At 69.1% G+C, this 18,829-nt stretch carries 18 protein-coding genes and 2 pseudogenes; 11 read left to right on the forward strand and 9 right to left on the reverse strand.

The window, feature by feature from the left end:
• Window positions 1-266: 266 nt before the first annotated feature.
• From V7793_RS00005 to V7793_RS00025, 5 genes and pseudogenes are all read left to right on the forward strand, one after another.
• A pseudogene (locus tag V7793_RS00005) lies at window positions 267-350 on the forward strand (hypothetical protein); the annotation flags it as partial.
• 53 nt (window positions 351-403) lie between these two features.
• Window positions 404-3,922: an nSTAND1 domain-containing NTPase gene (locus tag V7793_RS00010; RefSeq protein ID WP_335580734.1), complete on the forward strand. Its 3,519-nt coding sequence runs from the start codon at window positions 404-406 to the stop codon at window positions 3,920-3,922.
• Between the two features lie 277 nt (window positions 3,923-4,199).
• Entirely contained in the window at window positions 4,200-4,577 is a 378-nt protein-coding gene (locus V7793_RS00015) for an SH3 domain-containing protein (protein WP_335580735.1), read from the forward strand.
• A gap of 341 nt (window positions 4,578-4,918) precedes the next feature.
• A complete protein-coding gene (locus tag V7793_RS00020; protein ID WP_335580736.1) occupies window positions 4,919-5,431 on the forward strand; it encodes a hypothetical protein in 513 nt (170 codons plus the stop codon).
• Between the two features lie 9 nt (window positions 5,432-5,440).
• The gene (locus V7793_RS00025) at window positions 5,441-5,770 is read left to right on the forward strand and encodes a hypothetical protein (protein WP_335580737.1); all 330 of its coding nucleotides are present in this window, start codon (window positions 5,441-5,443) and stop codon (window positions 5,768-5,770) included.
• Between the two features lie 166 nt (window positions 5,771-5,936).
• Here V7793_RS00025 and V7793_RS00030 read toward each other — a convergent pair whose 3' ends face one another.
• The 3 genes from V7793_RS00030 to V7793_RS00040 all read right to left on the reverse strand — a co-directional run bounded on the left by V7793_RS00030 (window position 5,937) and on the right by V7793_RS00040 (window position 6,605).
• Window positions 5,937-6,065, reverse strand: a complete 129-nt coding sequence (locus V7793_RS00030; protein WP_335580738.1) for a hypothetical protein — start codon at window positions 6,063-6,065, stop codon at window positions 5,937-5,939.
• A 75-nt stretch (window positions 6,066-6,140) separates the two neighbouring features.
• Window positions 6,141-6,341, reverse strand: coding sequence for a penicillin-binding transpeptidase domain-containing protein (locus tag V7793_RS00035; RefSeq protein ID WP_335580739.1), 201 nt, complete (start codon window positions 6,339-6,341; stop codon window positions 6,141-6,143).
• Between the two features lie 12 nt (window positions 6,342-6,353).
• Window positions 6,354-6,605, reverse strand: coding sequence for a hypothetical protein (locus V7793_RS00040; protein ID WP_335580740.1), 252 nt, complete (start codon window positions 6,603-6,605; stop codon window positions 6,354-6,356).
• A 237-nt stretch (window positions 6,606-6,842) separates the two neighbouring features.
• Here V7793_RS00040 and V7793_RS00045 point away from each other — a divergent pair, with 237 nt between their 5' ends.
• Both V7793_RS00045 and V7793_RS00050 read left to right on the forward strand, forming a co-directional pair.
• Window positions 6,843-7,247: a hypothetical protein gene (locus V7793_RS00045; RefSeq protein WP_335580741.1), complete on the forward strand. Its 405-nt coding sequence runs from the start codon at window positions 6,843-6,845 to the stop codon at window positions 7,245-7,247.
• Between the two features lie 141 nt (window positions 7,248-7,388).
• A pseudogene (locus V7793_RS00050) lies at window positions 7,389-7,745 on the forward strand (DUF1707 SHOCT-like domain-containing protein); the annotation flags it as partial.
• 84 nt (window positions 7,746-7,829) lie between these two features.
• Here V7793_RS00050 and V7793_RS00055 read toward each other — a convergent pair.
• The gene (locus tag V7793_RS00055; protein ID WP_335580742.1) at window positions 7,830-8,501 is read right to left on the reverse strand and encodes a hypothetical protein; all 672 of its coding nucleotides are present in this window, start codon (window positions 8,499-8,501) and stop codon (window positions 7,830-7,832) included.
• Window positions 8,502-8,929: 428 nt separating this feature from the next.
• Between V7793_RS00055 and V7793_RS00060 the strand changes: the two genes are divergently transcribed.
• From V7793_RS00060 to V7793_RS00070, 3 genes are all read left to right on the forward strand, one after another.
• Window positions 8,930-10,414: a SulP family inorganic anion transporter gene (locus V7793_RS00060; protein ID WP_335580743.1), complete on the forward strand. Its 1,485-nt coding sequence runs from the start codon at window positions 8,930-8,932 to the stop codon at window positions 10,412-10,414.
• Window positions 10,415-10,552: 138 nt separating this feature from the next.
• Window positions 10,553-11,623: a TerC family protein gene (locus tag V7793_RS00065; protein ID WP_335580744.1), complete on the forward strand. Its 1,071-nt coding sequence runs from the start codon at window positions 10,553-10,555 to the stop codon at window positions 11,621-11,623.
• 66 nt (window positions 11,624-11,689) lie between these two features.
• Window positions 11,690-11,911, forward strand: coding sequence for a hypothetical protein (locus tag V7793_RS00070; protein ID WP_335580745.1), 222 nt, complete (start codon window positions 11,690-11,692; stop codon window positions 11,909-11,911).
• 135 nt (window positions 11,912-12,046) lie between these two features.
• Here the strand turns inward: V7793_RS00070 and V7793_RS00075 are convergent, their stop codons facing one another.
• The gene (locus V7793_RS00075; protein WP_335580746.1) at window positions 12,047-12,541 is read right to left on the reverse strand and encodes a protease inhibitor I42 family protein; all 495 of its coding nucleotides are present in this window, start codon (window positions 12,539-12,541) and stop codon (window positions 12,047-12,049) included.
• 218 nt (window positions 12,542-12,759) lie between these two features.
• Between V7793_RS00075 and V7793_RS00080 the strand changes: the two genes are divergently transcribed.
• Entirely contained in the window at window positions 12,760-13,050 is a 291-nt protein-coding gene (locus tag V7793_RS00080; protein WP_335580747.1) for a hypothetical protein, read from the forward strand.
• 165 nt (window positions 13,051-13,215) lie between these two features.
• Here the strand turns inward: V7793_RS00080 and V7793_RS00085 are convergent, their stop codons facing one another.
• The 4 genes from V7793_RS00085 to V7793_RS00100 form a co-directional block, all read right to left on the reverse strand.
• Window positions 13,216-14,424 (reverse strand): methyltransferase, encoded by a 1,209-nt coding sequence (locus V7793_RS00085; RefSeq protein ID WP_335580748.1) that lies wholly within the window; start codon window positions 14,422-14,424, stop codon window positions 13,216-13,218.
• Between the two features lie 390 nt (window positions 14,425-14,814).
• The gene (locus tag V7793_RS00090) at window positions 14,815-16,035 is read right to left on the reverse strand and encodes a basic secretory protein-like protein (protein WP_335580749.1); all 1,221 of its coding nucleotides are present in this window, start codon (window positions 16,033-16,035) and stop codon (window positions 14,815-14,817) included.
• A 137-nt stretch (window positions 16,036-16,172) separates the two neighbouring features.
• A complete protein-coding gene (locus V7793_RS00095; protein ID WP_335580750.1) occupies window positions 16,173-17,675 on the reverse strand; it encodes an RICIN domain-containing protein in 1,503 nt (500 codons plus the stop codon).
• A 138-nt stretch (window positions 17,676-17,813) separates the two neighbouring features.
• A complete protein-coding gene (locus V7793_RS00100; RefSeq protein ID WP_335580751.1) occupies window positions 17,814-18,731 on the reverse strand; it encodes a DUF6891 domain-containing protein in 918 nt (305 codons plus the stop codon).
• Window positions 18,732-18,829 lie beyond the last annotated feature (98 nt).

Consider the following 18,829-nt stretch of genomic DNA (forward strand, 5'->3'; position numbering starts at 1 on the left):
GTGCGCGCGCTGGTCCTGTGGTGGTGGCGAGTTGACCGAAAGTGCCATGGAAGTGCATCAATCAATTCGCACAATGGTGTGGTTGATACGCATTAGTGCGCAGGGGCCTTGCGTGTTGCAACCTGAGGGGAGATCCGGTGCCGAGAGGGGACGAGGCAAGGCGGGGCAAGCCTCGGCTGGGGCGGCCGGAGCGGCCGGTGGATCCCGAGGCGGGGCCGGTGCAGCGGCTGGCATGGGAGCTGCGGCAGCTGCGTGAGCGGGCGGGCGTGACGAGCTACCGCGCTCTGGCGAAGGCAGCCAACTACTCCCCCAGCACATTGTCGGAGGCCGCGAAGGGCGAACGACTGCCGCAGCTGGGGGTCGTGCTCGCTTACGCGCAGGCGTGCGGCGGGGACCGCGGCGAGTGGGAAGCGCGCTGGCGGGCGGCGGCCAAGGCCTGCGCGCAACGCCGGAGGCGGCCGCGCCGTGTCCGTACCCCGGGCTGGCCGCCTTTGACGAGACGGAAGCCGGATGGTTCTTCGGGCGCGGCGACCTGGTCAAAACGCTGTCGCGGTGCGTGGAGTGCGAGCCGTTGACCGTAGTGGTCGGGGCATCGGGCAGTGGCAAGTCCTCGCTGTTGCGGGCCGGGCTTCTGCCAAAGCTCGGGCAGCGGTGGCGGGCGGTGCTGCTGACACCAGGCGCCAGGCCCCTGTCGGAGCTGGCCGCCGCCGTATCCGCTCTGGGCGACACCGGTACCGGCGCCCAGGGCCTGCGGCAGCAGCTGGCCGGTGACCCGGCAGCGTTGGAGCTTGCCCTGAGTGCCTGGCTGGCCGGGCAGTACGAGGATACCCGGGTACTGCTCGCAATCGACCAGTTCGAGGAGGCCTTCACCCTGTGTTCGGACGCTGCCGAACGCTCTGCGTTTCTCGATGCGGTGGCCGAGGCGGCGCGGACGGCCCGACCGGGCGTAAGAGTGGCAATCGGTGTCCGGGCCGATTTCACCGCGCGGTGCTTCGCGCACAGCGGGCTGCTCGCCGCCTTTCAGGCCGGTGTGCAAGTCCCGGTAGGGCCGCCGACCAGAGATGAGTTACGGGAGATCATTGCCGAGCCCGCGGCCCGCGTGGGGGTGGCCGTGGACGCGGATCTGATCGAGGCAGTGCTGGGCGAGGCGGCCGATCAGCCCGGCGCGCTGCCGCTGGTCGCCCATGCCATGAGGGAGACCTGGGGCCGGCGCCCGGGGGCCGCCTTGAGGCTGGAGGACTATCGCGCCACCGGCGGTATGCGGAGCGCTGTTGCGCAGACCGCCGAGCGCGTGTACGGCGCGGCAGACCGCGCCCAACAGGACGTCATCCGAGCGGTGTTCCTGCGACTGACCGCGCTCGGCGAAGGCACCGAAGACACCCGCCGCCGCCTCGCCCGTGCGGAACTGGACGGGCTCGCGGAACCACAAGCCGTCGACGTAGTGCTGCGGCGACTCACTGCGGCCCGGCTGGTCGTGCTCTCCCACGGCACTGTCGAGGTGGCTCACGAGGCCGTGATCCGGGCCTGGCCGCGGCTGCAGCGCTGGCTCCACGACGACCGCGATGCGCTGCGCACCCACCACCGGCTCACCACTGCTGCCCGCACGTGGCACGAGCTGGGATGTGCTGCGGGTGCGCTGTACCGCGGTATGCAGCTGGCGGCGGCCCGGGAATGGGCTGAAGGCCACCCGGAGGCACTCAACAGCCAAGAGGCGGAGTTCCTGAGCACCAGCACCGCGGCTGCGCATCGGAGCACTCGCCACACCCATCAGCTCGTGACAGCCCTCAGCATCCTGCTGATCCTGGCCCTGGCTGCGACAGCCATAGCCGTTCAGAAGACGGCCGCTGCCGACACTCAGCGCCGCCTGGCCGTGTCCCGCGAACTCGCCGCCCGCGCCGACCGGCTGAGCGAACAGCGCCCTGAGGCGGCCATGATTCTCGCTCTCAAGGCATACCGGCACGCCGCCACCGCCGAAGCGCGCGGCAGTCTTCTGAGCGCTCACGCTCGCTTTTACGCCAACCAGTTCACCGGACACGCCAAGCCGGTGACCGACGCGGCCTTTGCACAGGACGGCCGCACCCTGGCCACGGCAAGCTTCGACCACAGCGTCAAGCTCTGGGACACGCACTCCCATCGCCTCCTGGCGACCCTGACCGGCCACACCGATATCGTCAACACGGTCGCGTTCTCCCCAGACGGCCGCACCCTGGCCACCGCTGGCAACGACCGCAGCATCAAACTGTGGGACGCCCCTTCCCATCGCCTCCTCGCCACCCTCACCGGCCACACGAACATGGCCGAAAGCGTCGCGTTCTCCCCCGATGGCCGCACCCTGGCCAGCGCCGGCAGCGATCGCACGGTGCGCCTGTGGGACGTCCGCACGCGCCGGGAACGCGCCACCATGACCGGCCACACCGATGCAGTGGTGCGCCTGTCGTTCTCGCCGGACGGCCGCACGCTGGCCAGCGCGGACAACGGACGCACAACCCGCCTGTGGGACGTCTCCACCCACAAGACCCTCGCCGTCCTGGCCGGCAGCACCGGTGCTGTCAAAACGGTGGCGTTCTCCCCCGACGGCGGCACCCTGGCCACTGCAGGTGGCGACGGGGGCGTGAAGCTGTGGGACGTAGGTTCCCGTCGCCTGCTCACCACGCTGGCCGGCCACACCCGCGACGTGCGGGACGTGGCGTTCTCGCCCGACGGCCGCACCCTGGCAAGCGCGAGCATCGACGGCACCGTTCGTCTGTGGAGCCCGCAGGAGCGCGAGGCTCTGGCCACACTGACCGTGAAGGAGCCCGTCTACGCAGTCGCGTTCTCCCCCGACGGCCGCACCCTCACCTCCACGGGCAAAGACTCCACCGCCGCCCTGTGGGACGTGGCCTCACGCCGCCCGGAAGCCGCACTGACCGGACGCACCGGCACCATTACGCCACAGGCGTCCTTCGCAGACCCGCATACCTTCTTCACAGTCGACTACGACAACCTGGTGACTCGCTGGTCCACGACGGCGCAGCGTACGCGCCCGGCACCCATCGATCCCCCGAAGCGCGTCACCGCGTCGGTGGCCAGCGGTGACGGCCAGGTACTGGCCACGACCGGTCACGACGACGCCATACGCGTATGGAACCTCGGGACGGGCGGGCCAGCCGCTGTCCTTCGAGGAACCACCGGCACCGCGCGGCAGCTGGCGATCACTCATGACGGGAGCACCGTGGCTGTCTGCAGCAACGACGGCACCATCCGTGTGTGGGACGTCGCCACCGGCCATACCACCGCCGTCCTGCGCGAAGCACACACGGTGACCGGACTGGCTCTGAGGCCCGACGGCCGCGTTCTGGCCTCCGCCAGCACCGACGGCGTTGTCCGGCTGTGGGCCATCGGCCCGGGACGGACGGGCACACCCCTGCCCGGCCCCGAAGACGCCAACATGGCCCTGTCCTTCAGTCCCGACGGCCGCACCCTGGCCATCGGCAACACCGGCAACAGCCTCCGTCTGTGGGACATCGCCACCCGCCGTACCACCGCAACGCTCACCGCCAACTCCGGCTTCGTCCGCGCGATCGCCTTCAGCCCCGACGGCCGCACTTTGGCTTCCGCCGGCACCGACGGCAGCGTCAGGCTGTGGAGCACCAGCACCACTAGCCTGCTCGCCACACTCACCGGTCCCATCATAGAGGGCATACCCACCCTCGGCTTCTCCCCTGACGGCAAGGCCCTGGCAGCCTTCGGCCCCCGCATCGCCCCCCGCGTCTGGAGCACCGACGCCAACTACGCCGGCGCCTGGAGCAGCGGCGCCGACTACGTGGCCCGCCTCTGGAGCACCAATGCCGACTACACCGCGACGCATGTCTGCCGGCTCAGCACGGACCATCAATGGGCGCAGCTCCTCCCGGATCAGCCGGTGAAGGAGCTGTGCCGGTGATGAGCGGCCGCCGGGTCCGACGATTGCCGGCCCCGGCTCTGGTGAGGCCGTGGAGAGGCCCCTCTTCACAGGGTCCGGGCCCCGCGCCCCAGCTCCGCCACCGGATCTGCCCCGCGGATGGTGCGCCCAGATCCAGCGCCATGCCCACACACCGTTGTCCGGATTGATTGACGTCTTCGAGCTGCGCTTTCGGTCAACTCACCTCCATCGCAGAGTCGTTTGCGCCCGGCCTACGGGGGAGCCGGGCCTCAGCCGAACGACGACAAGGACGGATCACATGAAGCGCAAGCTCGCCCTCACCATTGGGGCCACGGCGATCGCCGGTGGCAGCATCCTCGGCTTCACGCCCGCCGCCGGTGCCACCTCTGCCGCCGCCCAGTCACCCAGCAGCACCGCCGTCGTCACCTCCGCCTCCACGGAAGCACCTCGGGCTGCTTGCAAGGCCCAGGCCAAGGAACAGGTCCTCATACGCGCGAAGGCCACGACGGATTCGGGGATCAACGGCACGATCCCCCAGGGCAAGACGGTCTCGTGCGGCGAGACGAAGAAGGGCGGCAGTTACGACGCATGCCACAAGAGGGACAACCACTGGCTCTACGTCACGTACAACGGGCACAAGGGCTGGTCCCCCAAGGCATGCATGGTCAAGCGGTGACCGCGTAGTCGACGCGTACACCACGCCACCGGCCACGGCTCCGGAAGAGCCGTGGCCGGTGGCGTGACTCTCGGGCATCCCGGTCGGTCAGGCCGCCGAGCGAACCGGCGACCGGCCGGGATGCGTGGTCTTCGTCGACTCGGGGGACATGGATCGACCGTCGTCGCTCCTGCTCGCCGGCATCGCAAGACCGGAACCTGTATTCCGCGCCGTCTACTCCACTGGGCCTACGTGTTCTCCTCCCCGCGGGGGAGGTGCAGATCGTACTTGCGGCCATCGAAGTGCTCAATCGACGCCCGTAAGTTACAGGTGACAACAGAACCCAGGAGAACAAGGTGTCCATGAGTACCGCTAGAAACTCGCGCAAGTCGACTGCCCTTCTCACAGCAACGTTCTGCGGAACGCTTCTTCTGGCCGGTTCCCTGCCTGCCAGCGCGGCCGACCGCGTTTCACAGACCGAATCGGCAGAGTCCACCGCGTCCAACCCCTGCAAGCGGCAGAACTACCGCAAGGTCGTCTACACCTTCTACCGCGGGCCGGAGAGGGTACTGCTCCGTTGCGGCACCGACAGTTGGGGCTACAACCACATCGTCGGCCACGGGCGCTGGAGCAAAAGCTTCAAGAACAAGATCGAGGACACTCTGTTCAAGGGGGTCCAGACGTCGACCGGGGTCTATCACCGATACCCGAAACCTACAGGATGTCACCGGCCGATCAAGAACTTCAAAGTGGTCTTCAACCAGGGGCCGTACAGTGGTGACCACGGCAGTACAAGCCCCCAGGGAATCATCACCGCCGTAGAAGAGTACACGTTCGCGGCGTCGGCGGAGACAGGCGGTACAGCGAAGTGCTGAGGTGGGCGCATGGCCACGTCCGAGCAGGTGACCCGCAAGCTGAGCCAAGGGATTCTGGGAATTCAGCGGCAGGGACCGGGCATCCCTATCGAAGTCCTGGAACTACGCGTACCCGCCGTTCATCCGAAGCTGCTCGTCGAACTTGACGTGCGCGTTTCGGGAGAACTCTGGCGAGTTTCGCTGCAATACGGCGGTCCCGACGCAGGTCTTGTCAGTGGCAATCTGCACGAAGTCTCCATGCGCACCCTGGAGCTTCTCGTGCGGACTAATCTGTTCGAGTGGTGGCACACGAAAGACAGGGAAGCGGCGTCGGCACGCATGGGGAAGCGGCTGGCATGAGACATCCGTGAGGATGCAGAAATTGCAAAACCGCCGGCCTGCGGAGCAGTTCTACGACCGGCTCCATGCAACACCTTCGGGTCCTTGCGGCGCCCGGAATTTCCCGGCGCCGCAAGGACCCGTCCGCCGTCGGTGGCACCAGACGAACCCATGGTCGAGTCGGTGGTCAACCGGTAGCCGCCTTCACCATACGGTCGGTGACCGGTGCCGACGGGACCGTGCCGCCGGGGCCGGATCCGTCCGCCCGTACCGCCACCCCCAGCAGGCGGTCGTCCGCCGTGCGCAGGAGGGCCACGGACCACGACTCCTTGTCTGTTCGGGTCGCCAGTTGCCCGGACGCCAGCGCCGAATGTAGCTGAGCCGCCGTCTCCTACTTGAGCACCTGCCGGCCTGCCGCCGCGTGGGCATTCGGCTTCTCGACGCTGCCGTCACCGTGCACTATCCGGTCCATCAGCCGCGGGCCGATCTGCTTGCCGCCGTTTCCGATGACCGCCATCACCCTCGCCATCTGCAGCGGCGTCGCCTCCGCTTCCCCGTCGCCGAAGGTGCTTTCCACGGCCCGCACCGGCACGTCCAGCTGCTTCTAGTTGAAGCCGAACGCCTCCGCCGTCGACCGCACGGCGTCCCGGCCGACCTCCGCCGCGACGGTGACCGGTCGCCCCGCCACCAGGATGCCGACCAGGCCTTCCTCCGCCTTCCGCTGCGGGGACGCTTGCGCCTTCGGCGCCTCCTCCGACGCCCCTTCACCGGACGCGCACCCTGCCGCACCCGCACCGAACAGCGTCATCAAGGCCGCCGCGGCCACGGCGACCCGGCGTCGGTTTGTCGTAGACATGATCAACATCGTACGGGGGTCGCCACTCTCCGAGTGCAGCCCGGCAGGAACGCACAGAGCACCCCCCAGCACTCCCCACCCGGCCCGGAATGCGGCTCCCGGCCCTCACGCACGCCGAAGTCTTTGACCGGCAGGCAAGGCGAGCAAGGCCGGATTTGATCGTTTATTACATGATCCGTACAGGACAGTCTCCTCTCGCAAGATCCGAATCCTCTGTCGAATAGGGAAGGCTCTCCCATGAAGCTCCTCGTACGGACCGGGCTCGCCGCAGCAGTTGCGGCCGGAGCCATCGCCACCGCCGTTGCCCCCGCTTCCGCCGCCGTCGGCGTCGTCGACGCTCATGTCGTGGCCGGCGCACATGCAGTGGCACCGAATCCGAAGACGGTCAAGGCGGCGGCGTACAACCAGGCCCGCAGCACCCTGGCCAACGCCGGCAGCCAGACGGCGGCCAAGTCGCACCCCATCCACGGAAAGGACGACGTGCCCGTCAGCTACGGCACCAGCCTGCTGGCCGCCGCCCGCGACGAATTCCGGCAGACCGACCGCAAGCTGCCGCCGAAGGACAAGAAGTCCGACATGTCGATCCCGCACTACAACGCGATTCACAGTGCGGCGAAGACCATGGGCATCGACAAGTGGTGAGGCAGTAGAAAGACGCCCCGGGCCGGTCTTCGACCGGCACGGGCGTCACGCGCAGACAGCACACCCACCTTCCCGTCGAATGCCTTGCCCGCCAAGGACCTTGGCGCGTTCGCATCGCCTGCGCGGCATTAGAGTGAGACGGTGACTTCTCTGCCGGAAGACCCACCGCCACGGTTCGGCGAAGGCGACCGCGACACTGCCGTGCAGCGCGTGCAGCCGGCGTACGCCGAAGGGCACATCTCGCACGAGGAGATGGACGAGCGCCTCCATCAGGCGCTCACCGCGAAGACGCACAGCGAGCTTGCGCCCGTTCTGGCCTCGCTTCCGGAGGAGCGTACAGGCTCATCGTCCACGATTGCCGCCGCCGGCGGACGGATCAAGCGGCGCGGCGTATGGCGGGTACCTCGGGCCCTCAAGGTCACATCCGCATTCGGAAGGGTGCACCTGGATCTGTCCCGGGCGGTCATCGAGCATCCGGTGGTTGACATCGGAATCCGCCACGCGCGGCGTTGAGGCCCCGCCCGGCATCAGGACCACCTGTCTTCCGCCGGAGAACGAGCCTGTCTTCCGCCGGAGAACGAGCTAGCCCGATTCGGGGTAGTAGCCCCGCTGGTACGGCGACAGCAGAGATATCGCGAGCTGCGCCGCGCCCCGGCAGATCAGGCAGACGCGGTCACGGTGGCATGCGGAGCAGTTCTTCCGCCCGCGGACCTCGTCGTGCACCCAGCCGCGTCCCCCGCATCCGGGGCACCACCCCAGACCGTCGCACTCGTAGCACAGCACGTATCCGGGCGTGACGGTCGCGGCTGTGCGCGCCGGCTCCGGCCATCGAAACTCCTCCGTCTCGTACAAGGCCATCGCCGGTGTCCGGCCGCCGAAGTACACGATGGATCCGTGGTCGCCCACGCGGATCTCGATGCTGCAGCCGTCACGGCGGCCGGTGACCACGGACCGGTTCCTGCCACCGGCGTCCTCCTGAGCTGTGGTGGTCTCCCAGCCCGCCGAGCCGAGGAGGGCTGCCGCGCGCGATGCGATGCCGGCGGCACTGGCATGCGCGGGACGCTCGCCGCTGAAGGAGCCGGTCCAGTACTGGTAGCGGAGCGGTTCATGCCAGTCGACGACCCCCGGCTCGTCGAGAAACAGCAGGCGCAGGTCGCTGCCGGGGGTCAGGTCGTTGATCAGCTCGACCAGTTGCGTGCGCAGGGCTCGTCCCAGCCGGTCCAGCTCCTCGCGTGCACCCGGTATGTCGCCCATACCACCGCCCCCTTCTCGCCGAGCCCGTTCACCACCCGGCCAACGGCACCCTATGCGCCGTTCGCATCGAGTCGGCCTGCTTCGTCGTGGCACAGCCTGTCAGGCTCTTCCGGATACGAGGCCCCGGCCCGGAGCGGCGCGCTATGACCTCCACGGCTCAAGGGCGTACGCCGGGGGCGCATACTGCCCCCACTACGCCAATTACCTTTCCCAGGGCGTTACTTGACCGGTCCATTACCTACAGCCGTCAGGTAATCTCTTGGCAAAGGGGTGGCCGAAAACGTCTGAGAAAGCCCAGCTGTTGGCGCGTCTGCCCTGAGGCGGCGCTACGCACACGGCAAGGAGGGGCCACCCGCCGCCGTGCTCCTGCGTCCGCCCCTCTCACGGGCTGCCCCGGCCCCGCTTTCCGTCGCGCGAGGAGCCTCATCATGCTGCCCACTCCCCAAGACCCTGTAGGCCTGAGGCGTGACGTCCTGGCTTCGCTCGTCGTGTTCCTGGTGGCCCTGCCCTTGTGCGTGGGCATAGCCGTCGCCTCGGGCGTGCCGGCCGAACTCGGGCTGATCACGGGCATCGTCGGCGGCCTTGTCGTCGGCGCCATGCCCGGCAGCAGCCTCCAAGTCAGCGGCCCCGCCGCCGGGCTGACCGTCCTGGTCTTCGAAGCCGTCCAGGAATTCGGCCTCGGCGTCCTCGGAGCGATCGTCCTGGCCACCGGCCTGGCCCAGATAGCCCTGGGCGCCGTGCGCTTCGGCCGCTGGTTCCGGGCGATCTCCGTGGCCGTCGTGCAGGGCATGCTCGCCGGCATCGGACTCGTCCTCGTCTTCGGCCAGCTCTACACCATGGCGGGCATCAAGCAACCCCGCTCCGGCGTCGACAAGATCGTCGGCATCCCTGGCCTGATCGCGGACATCGCCACGGACCGCACCGCCCTGACCGCCTTCGCGGTCGGCGCGGGCACCATGGTCGTCCTGGTTCTGTGGAAGAAGGCCCCGGCGAAGGCCCGGGTGCTCCCCGGCCCGCTGGTGGCCGTAGCCCTGGCCACGGCGGTCACGGCCCTGGGCGGCCTCGACATCGCCAACGTGGAAGTAAAGGGCCTGATCGACGCCATCCAGCCACCGGCCCTGAACGACCTCACCGCTCTCGGCGGCATCGGCGTCCTCGGCACGGTCCTGGCCTTCACCCTCATCGCCTCGGCGGAATCCCTCTTCAGCGCCGCCGCGGTCGACCGCATGCACGACGGCCCGCGCACCCACTACGACAAAGAACTCATGGCGCAAGGCGTCGGCAACACCGTCTGCGGCATCCTGGGCGCGTTGCCCATGACCGCCGTCATCGTCCGCAGCTCGGCCAACGTCCAGGCCGGCGCCAAGACCAAGCGCTCCCGCATCCTGCACGGCGCGTGGCTGCTGCTCTTCGCCGTGCTGCTGCCGGCGGCGGTCGGGATCATCCCACTGGCGGCGCTGGCGGGCGTCCTGGTCCACGCCGGCTGCAAGCTGGTGCCGTTCAAGGAACTCGTCCCGCTGTGGCGCGAGCACCGCGGCGAGGCCGTCGTTCTGGGCATCACAGCCATCGCCATCGTCACCACCAGCATGTTCGAAGGCGTGGTGCTGGGCTTGTTCCTCGCCGTCGCCAAGTCGGCCTGGGACACCTCGGCCCTCCATCTCGACATCCGGGAGCCGGCCAATGGAGGCATCGTCGTCGCCGTCGCGGGCCACGCCACCTTCCTGCGCCTGCCCCGCCTCCTGGAGACCCTGGAAGCCCTGCCCCAGGACCGACCGATCGAACTCGACCTCTCACAGGTCCGCCACCTCGACCATGCCTGCCGCACCGCCCTGGAAACCTGGGCGGCGCGCCACAACGAACAGGGAACGGAAGCGGTGCGGGTCAGGCACCCGGAGGCGGTGACCGCAGCGTGAGCAGAAAGATCCGCAATGTGTTCGCCCGCGTGCCGGTGAGGCCCAGATCCGCGTTCCCGGGTCGCCCAGTGGAGCAAAATACCGCAAACTCCTTATAAGGTCCGCGCGCGAGTGCGGGCCACCAGGGAAGTGACCAGCGTGCTTGAGGTTCCGTTCTGGCTCTGGGGGGCGTTCGCCGCGACGGTGGTCGTGTCGCTGGCGGTGGACCTCCTGGCCCACCGTTCGGCGCACGTCATCGGCTTCAAGGAAGCCGCGGCCTGGAGCGGCCTGTGGGTGGGCCTCGCCCTGGCCTTCGGCGCCGTCGTCTTCCTCGTCCTCGGCACGACAGCCGGGACGGAGTACACCACCGCGTGGCTGCTGGAGAAGAGCCTGTCGGTGGACAACCTGTTCGTCTTCGCCGTGATCTTCGCCTACTTCAAGGTGCCCCGCGCCTATCAGCACCGCGTGCTGTTCTTCGGCGTCATCGGCGCGCTGGTCTTCCGCGCGGTCTTCCTGTCCCTCGGCGTCGCCGTGGTCAGCCGCTTCACCGCGGTGCTGTACGTCTTCGCCGCCATCCTCTTCTACAGCACCTACAAACTCCTCAAGGACGAGGAGGAGAGCTTCGACCCGGGCAAGAGCTTCGCCGTGCGGCTGCTCCGCAAAATCATGCCGGTCAGGGACGAGTACGCCGGCATGAAGTTCTTCGTCAAGGAAGCCGGCAAGCACATGGCCACCCCGCTGCTCGCGGTGGTCGCCGCGATCGAGGCCGCCGACCTGATCTTCGCCGTCGACAGCGTCCCCGCCGTCCTCGCCGTCAGCGACGACGCCTTCATCGTCTACACCAGCAACGCCTTCGCCATCCTCGGCCTGCGGGCCCTGTACTTCATGCTCGCCGGCCTCCTGGACCGCTTCCACTACCTGAGCAAAGGCCTGGCGATCATCCTCGCCTTCATCGGCGTCAAGCTCATCCTCCAGGCATCCCACAAGATGATCAGCCCCGACATCCCGGAGATCCCCTCCCCCATCAGCCTGGCGGTCATCGTCGTCGTCCTGGCCGGATCCGTCGTCCTCAGCCTGCGCCGCCCCGCCACGCCCCACGCGACCACGGCGCCGGACGAGGAGGCGGCCTCCCCGCCCGATGCGACTCCCCCCGATGCTCCCTGGTCCGACGACAGCGCACGCGTACGGCAGGACCAAGGTCCGGGCGATCCACCCCGCCCGGCACCCTGACTCGGTGCCTGCCGCTCTCACGGCCTGCCCCTGCCCTGCTCCGACCACAGGATCCATGGTTGAAGAATGAGTAAAGTCCAGCACGAGACCGGCCCTCAGGGAGAAATCCTCTGCCCGGTCTGCAAACAGCCCCTGACCATGCGGATCAAAAGGCGGCACAAGACCTTCGGCATCTTCGTACCCGTGTGGACTCCCCGCCGCTGCCACAACCCCGATTGCCGCGAATCCCTGGAGGCCCCGGAACCGAAGGGCCCGGAGGACGACCAGCCCCAGTCCCCGGACCACTGACACACCCCGCCCCGGGACGGGACAGGACGGGCCCCTCCGCGACGGAGCGCGAGCCCGTCCGGTGGCGGCTGCAGCGCACCGTGCCGGACGTGGGCGGAGCCCCTGCCGTCGTCGAACAGGTGCACCCTCGGGGCCTCAGCGGACGGACACGCGGTACGTGACGGTGCGCGGCAGACCGGCCGAGTAGCAGCCGCGAGCCGGGTCCGTCCCACAATCGTTGGCCAGCACAATCGTGGCGGTCCCGGGGCCGGCCGCTTCGAAGGTGAAGTACTTGGTGTATCCGGCACCGACGGCTTCCTTCTCCTTCGCCGTCTGATGAGTGCTCGTCCCCTTGGACCGTACGACAGCCTCGTCCGGGCCCGAGCCGGAGACGTTCCAGTTCTGCCGGGCCGAGATGTTCTCACGCATCGCTATCGAGAAGCGCTCGCCGCGACGGACTTCGAGGGGGCCCTCGATGCGGTCCACCGGGTTCGGGCGCCCGGGTTCGTAGGCTGGGGGACGGTCCTGGTGAACGGTGCCCAGCGGCGACTCGTCCGTCCCGCCACCACAGCCGGCCGCCAAAGGCACGAGGACAGCCAGCCCGGCAATGCGGGCCAGGGCAAGGCCGGTTTTCTTCTTGACTCGGATCACGAGGCCATATTCTGCGATGCCGTGCCCCGGGGGTCGGACCCGGCCCCGGCCTCCAGCCCGAACCCGACTATGCGGTAATCCGTTCGGGTGGCAATAGCTCCCGACCCTTCAAGAATTGGTCGGAATATACGACTCTTGTGGTGATCGGGGGATCCGTACCAGCAGGCAACCATGGGGGAACTGTCATGCAGTCACTGAGGAACGTCGTCCGGACGGCCGTGACCATCGGCGCCGCTCTCGCACTGTTCACCGGATTGTCCACCAGCGCCCAGGCCGCCTCCGGGGACTTCACCTACGTCAATGTGAACGGGGACAGTTTCGTTCTGCACAACCCCCAGAACGGCGAGTGCTTCCTGTTGATCAGTGGGGCCAAGAGCGCCGCCAACCGCACGAACGCCAAGGCGACAGTGTTCGCCGAGCACGGCTGTGAGGGATCGCGCCTGACGATGCAGCCGAACACATCGATGACTTTCGCCGGCGCCGATCCGCACAGCGTGATGTTCGGCTGAGCGACCGGCCGTCCCGCCGGCGCGTACGGCACAAGGCTGGTGCGCGGGCGTCCGCCGCCTCCTCACCCGGGAAGAGAGCCTGGGAAGAGAGCCCCGGGGGCCGCCGCCGAGCGTGGCCGCGATCAGCCGGTGACACTGTCACGTCGGAGGTGCCGTGGGGCACGCTCAAGGGCTCGGCCGATTCAGCCGGCTCGGCCGGCTCAGCTGCTCCGGGATGGTGATCCCGGAATTGCCGCATCCCGTTTCCACCTGCACGGTGTGATCACCGGCGGTGTTCACACTGAGCCTGTACTGGCCGATGCGGGGGCGCCCGAGCGTCTGCCAGTGGGTGTATCCGGCGGTGATCTCGTCCCAGAGCAGCCTCGGGCCCGCCTGGATCACCGTGAACCGGTCGGCGCTGCGGCCGTCGTAGTCCACAGCCGCCCAGGACGGTCCTTCGTCGTCGGCGATGTGCAGGCGGGCAGGAACGTGCTCGCCGCTGGTGTCCCAGGCGAAGGACGCACCGGGGACGGCAAGGCCGAGGTGGAACTCGGCGTCGAGATCTCCGCCCGCGACCAGCCAGGGTGACAGGCTCGTCACTCCCTTGTGCTGGGCGGGTGCTGTTGCAGGGCACGCCGTGTCCTGGCAGGGGCGCCTCATGGGCATGAAGGAGGCGAAGGCGTGGAACCGGCCGTGCGCGGTGCCGTCCCGGCCGGCCGTCAGCGCAAGGGTCCCGTAGCGGCACCAAGCCGAGGTCCACGGCGTGACGATGCGTCCGCCGGGCACGGTCTGCTCCACCCAGGCCGGCGGGACCCGGTCGACGGAGAACGTCGCAACCACGCGCTCGTACGGCGCTCCGGGGGGCCACCCGGCGGCCGCGTCACCGCAGGAGACCGCCGGTGCGAAGCCTGCGGCTTCCAGGTTCCGCTCTCCCCGTGCGGCGAGCACCGGGTCCAGTTCGACCGTGCTGACCGCGTCGTCGCCCAGAATCGCGCACAGGAGGGCGGCGTTGAAACCCGTTCCGGTGCCCAGTTCCAGCACCCTCGGCGGCCGGGCTTCACTTCCGGCGTCGCCGATTCCGGCCAGCAGCAGAGTGCGCAGCACCATGGAGGGCATGGATGCCGACGACGAGGGGAGTCCGTCGGTGAACCGGGTGACCAGCGGGGTGTCGGTGTAGGCCGCGGTGAGCCACCCGTCCGGGTCCGCCGAACGGTCGCAGGGCCGGTAGCCGCCTTCGCCGTCGCGCAGCCACAGGCGATCGGGCAGGAACAGGTGCCGCGGGACCGTACGCAGCGCGCGCTCGTACTCGGGCGGCAGCTGACGTCCCAGGAGCCGGGTGACGTCGGCCAGCAGCCGGTCGACGTGAGCGGCGGGCGCAGCCGGCGAGGTCTTCACGACCAGTGGTTACTTCTTCTCCGGGGCCGGCGGAGGTGGCGGGGGCGGAGGGACGGGCCGGTTGGGCTGATGCCCGTCATCTCCGATGGGCGAGCGGTGCTTGGCCTGCACGACGTCCACGTCTGCCTCCCGGGTCTCCCGCCCACCGTAGAGGAGTACGACGGGCCCTTGCAGAGATTCCGACCCACCGCAGAGTCCGGATTCCGGCCAGGTCGGCATCGCCCAGGGGCCGGCACCCACAGACGGCCACGGCTCACCGGCCCTCTTGCAAGCCGTCACCACGATCCGGGCGAAGGGCCAGGGGCGGCCGTCCGTCCGCTACGCGACACACGTCGCGGGCGGCCAGCCCTGGCCCTTCTCTGCCTCCGGAATCAGCCGAAGAGGCCCTGATCAGTCATGGAAGCCGGGGTTGGTCCACCGGGTCGGGTTGGCCTGGATGTCGTTCCACATCTCGTTCCACCACTGCCGGCCGCCCTTGCCCGTGATCATGGTCAGCACGCGGTCGCCGTCGGCGCCGAAGCCCTGCCGCCGCACCTCGTTGTTGATCCTCTGGATGACGTTCTCGCCCGCCGGGTGCTTGTGGGCGATGTAGTTCAGCAGGAAGGCGGTGGAGTCGTAGCCGCGGCTGTAGTCCGTGCCGCGGATCCGGTCGACGCCCGGCTTCTCCTTCACGTTGAAGACGTACTTGCGGTAGTAGTCCGCCTGGCCCTCGTTCAGCCAGCTCCCGTTGGCGGCGTCCTGCACCTGGTGGGTGAGTTCATGGATGAGCGATCCGGTGTCGCCCGGGTTCTTCATCACGTAGTCGGGGCGGAGAATGATCGACTTCTCGTTGTTGTACTTGGGCTGCGCGTTCGGCTCGAAGACAGCCGCGACGCCGGGGCCCTGGAAGCTGGGGTGCCCGGCGTCGAAGACGACGTTGATGCCGGGCTTCACCTCGTACGCGCCGCCGGTCATGAATTGCTTGATCTTCCCGTACTGGTCCTGGAGGAGACCTCTGCTCCTGTCGAACCAGGAGCGCAGGGCGTTCGGGTCGTAGCCGCCGGAGTCGACCATCTGCAGCGTGACGGGGACGGCAGGCGTGGGCGGTTGGGCGGTGACCTTGTCGAGGTTCCACTGCTGGGCCTTGTCGCCGGCGTTGCAGGGGCGGGCCGCGGTGCCCAGGTCGGGGAGACGGGTCAGGCAGGTGTCGCCGCCGGTGCGGTCGCCGCTGTGCAGCAGCCAGGCGCGGCTGTCGGGGAGATTCTGCAGCCACCATCGCTGGTTGGGTCTGCCGATGTCGTTCCAGGCGGCGACGGAGTTGTTGCCCAGGTCGCGGTCGACGGCGTAGGTGGTACGGGGGATTCTGACGCTCCAGCTGCCGGTGCCGTCGTCGGTGACGGTCCAGGTCTGTTCGGTCAGGCCCTCGTTCCAGTCCTTGACGCGCACGCCCGCGCCGTTGCGGGGGCCGTCCCACTGCAGGGCCCCGCCTGCGTGGCTGGATATCCGGTAGGTGCCGCCGGATTCCGGCAGGGGTTCGGCGGCGGCGTGGGCCGCCGTGGCGGTGAGGCCACCGGTGAGACCGGCGGCGGACGCCAGCACGGCGGCCGCGATCGAGAGGTTGCGAATGCGCATGAACGGGCCTTTCGGTGAGGATGGCGAGCATGAGGAGGATGAGGAGAGAACGCCGCTGCAGACGAACGGCGTTGGCGTAAGCGGGGGTCCGGGCGCTACCGGACCCGTACGTGTGCGGCCAAGGGAGTAGCGCTCCGCTACTGGAGCTTCCACTGCTGGGAGTCGAGGCCGTCCGCGGTGGCGCAGGAGGCGACCGTCAGCGGGCCCTCGCCTGCGGGGGCGTCCAGGCACTGGTCGCCCTGCTTGCTGCGGATCGTGTACCAGCCGGGGCGGCCGGTGGTGGCGCGGAACCGCCAGAGCTGGTTGTCGGAGCCGCCGTTGCTGTTCACCCGGTGGGACCAGGCGGTGCCGTTGGAGAAGTTGTAGTCGAGGACGCGGGCTTCGGGCCCGGTGAGGCCCTGTTGCTCGGTGTAGCGGTTCTCGATGAGGAAGTAGCCGTTGCCCTTGTCCCACAGGCGCCACTGCTGGTTCTGGCCACCGGTGGCGTGGTAGGCGTGGACGGGTGCGCCGCTGTTCGTGCGGTAGGCGTAGAGATCGGCCAGGTTGTTGTTCGTGTTCGTCAAGGTCGTGACCTTGTCGTGGCCCGGCCGGCCGCCGTCCGTGCCCTGCACGGAGCGGAAGACGGCGAGGGCCGCCTCGCGCCAGACCGCGGAAGCCGCGTCGCCCCAGGAGACGCTGCCGGAGAAGTCGCCGATCTGGACGGGGCCGCTGTCGAAGGTGTCACCGTCGAGGAGGGGGCCGCCGCTCGCGCCTGCGGAGAGCTCGGTCTCACCAGTGCAGGGTCCGCCACGGCCCAGGATCTGCGGTGGGTTGTCCGGACCCCAGTACGGCTGCCTCACGCAGGTGTGAAACTGGTTGGAATTGGCGGGTATCCCCGCGATCACCACCCGGTTCGGCAGGGAGGTGATCCCGAACCGGTGGCCGGAGGCACCGACCTTGTCCTGGACGTGGGTGCCGTTCTGAGTGTTGAGCGCCAGGAACGCGGTGTCGCTGGACTGCTGGTTGGTGCTGTCGCTGACGACACCGACGGAGCGGAAGGTCCACTTGCCGTACGGGGCGTGCTCGGTGCCGTCGGCGTCCTTGGAGTAGCCCGGGGTGAACTCGTACTGCGCCTCGGAGATGATCCGGCCCTGCTTGTCGTGGGGGATGCAGTGGCGCGCCGTGGCGACGACGTCCTTGCTGTCGCTGGCGATCACGTTGCCCGTGCAGGAGCCGCTCCACCTGACCCCTTCGTCGTCGGTCCAGGCCATCCGGATGCGGCCGGTGGTGGCACGCAGCGCGGTCTCGCCCGGGGAGCCGGCCGCGAGCCGGCTCTTCCCCTTCTGCTGTGGCGCGACAGCGGGCGCCTGCACGATCCGCCCGGCGTCCGGCCCCTTCGCCCGCGGCGGCTCGGCCTTCGGCTCCCAGTCCGTCAGCTTCCCCGTGAACTGGCGTAAGGTGCCGTTCTTTTCGTGCTCGGTCCAGAAGGCACGCTGCTGGGCGTCGGTGGCGGTGGCCCGGGCGTAGGCACCGCTGTCCGCCGTGCCCGGCACGGATGCGGCGGGACTGCCGGTCGGGGTGGCGGCGGACGCCTGGGCCGTGGGGAGAGCAGCGGCCAGGCCGGCTGTGGCGAGCGCCAGCGTGACGACATGTCTGCGCAACGGATTCTCCGTCCATCTACGGGTGCGGGTGGTGGTGCCCGGACCGTAGGTGGATCGGTTCAACACTCGATGGACAGCCCGCCGGCGTAGAGGAACGACGTCCCGATGGCCCCGATCGCCCCGGCACGCCCACGCCCCCTATCCCACGAGGCGCTTGCGCCAGTCCAAGGGCGTGACGGTGAGGGCTTGCCCCGGGTCGCCGTCCCACTCCACCGGGAGTCCGGCCGCGGTCAGCGCAGCGGAGACCTCGCGGCCGATCGCCGCCGTGGTCTCCGCGGAGTCGTCGAATCCGCCGTACAGAAGCGTCAGTCCATGACCGGCGGCCGCCGCATCCGTGCACTGGGTGTGAAAATAGACGAAACCGCGGGCGTCCGGCGCTCCCTCCCCGCCGATTTCCGTGTTCCCGCAGGTGCTGCAGCAGGTGAAGTCCTCGCGGGCTGTGATGCCTGCGGCCGCCAGCGCCGTGAAGGCCCGGCTGAGGCGCTCCGGGTCGGTCTCGCCCTGCCAGGAGGACTGCTCTTCCACTCGCTCGACCCACATGCGGTCGGCGAGCTGCCGGGCCTGCGCGCGTGAGACGGGCCGGTCGTCTCCGTCGGTCAGGTAGTCCTCGGCGGTCTCGGTCAGCTCGGCCCGGGTGGTATAGCCGCCGACCAGGATTTCGCGGAGCCGTCCCTCCAGCAGGGCGCGGTCCTCGTCAGCGAGTTCCAGCGGGGGAACGGGCGGCTGTGCGTCGAAGGCCAGGGGAATCCACTCCAGGCCGGCGTCCCAACCGTCCTCTCGGCGAGCCCAGCCGGTCATGGCGGCGATGACGGTCTCCGGAGCATCGAGCGTCGCCCGGAAGTGCCGGTCGGGTGCGCCGTCACGGTGTTCCAGGGTGTAGACGCCACCGGCCTCGTGCCATACCTGGATGAACACGTCGGGCAGGTCGGGAACCCGCTGGACGACGAGGAACCTGTCGCCGTCCCCGCCGATGCGGCGTACGAGCCCGTCGAGTTCCCGGTCGGTCGCCCTCAGGTGCCGCTGCCCGGTTTCCGTATCCACTGCGATCTCAAGCATGACGGCACCTTCGCACGGCCCACTGACAACGCCCCGGAGGCCGGAAGTGTCAGTGCTCTCTGGAAAGGTCGTCACGCGCGGCACATGCCGTTCGATCG

It is taken from the genome of Streptomyces sp. KLMMK (assembly GCF_036961605.1).
Lineage (GTDB): Bacteria > Actinomycetota > Actinomycetes > Streptomycetales > Streptomycetaceae > Streptomyces > Streptomyces telluris.

What these genes read in the sequence shown, in the direction of transcription:
- V7793_RS00015 (WP_335580735.1), top strand. Translation starts at nt 4,200, where the DNA reads ATGAAGCGCAAGCTCGCCCTCACCATTGGGGCCACGGCGATCGCCGGT.
- V7793_RS00025 (WP_335580737.1), top strand. Translation starts at nt 5,441, where the DNA reads ATGGCCACGTCCGAGCAGGTGACCCGCAAGCTGAGCCAAGGGATTCTG.
- V7793_RS00020 (WP_335580736.1), top strand. Translation starts at nt 4,919, where the DNA reads ATGAGTACCGCTAGAAACTCGCGCAAGTCGACTGCCCTTCTCACAGCA.
- V7793_RS00070 (WP_335580745.1), top strand. Translation starts at nt 11,690, where the DNA reads ATGAGTAAAGTCCAGCACGAGACCGGCCCTCAGGGAGAAATCCTCTGC.
- V7793_RS00055 (WP_335580742.1), bottom strand. Translation starts at nt 8,501, where the DNA reads ATGGGCGACATACCGGGTGCACGCGAGGAGCTGGACCGGCTGGGACGA.
- V7793_RS00045 (WP_335580741.1), top strand. Translation starts at nt 6,843, where the DNA reads ATGAAGCTCCTCGTACGGACCGGGCTCGCCGCAGCAGTTGCGGCCGGA.
- V7793_RS00100 (WP_335580751.1), bottom strand. Translation starts at nt 18,731, where the DNA reads ATGCTTGAGATCGCAGTGGATACGGAAACCGGGCAGCGGCACCTGAGG.
- V7793_RS00090 (WP_335580749.1), bottom strand. Translation starts at nt 16,035, where the DNA reads ATGCGCATTCGCAACCTCTCGATCGCGGCCGCCGTGCTGGCGTCCGCC.
- V7793_RS00040 (WP_335580740.1), bottom strand. Translation starts at nt 6,605, where the DNA reads ATGTCTACGACAAACCGACGCCGGGTCGCCGTGGCCGCGGCGGCCTTG.
- V7793_RS00060 (WP_335580743.1), top strand. Translation starts at nt 8,930, where the DNA reads ATGCTGCCCACTCCCCAAGACCCTGTAGGCCTGAGGCGTGACGTCCTG.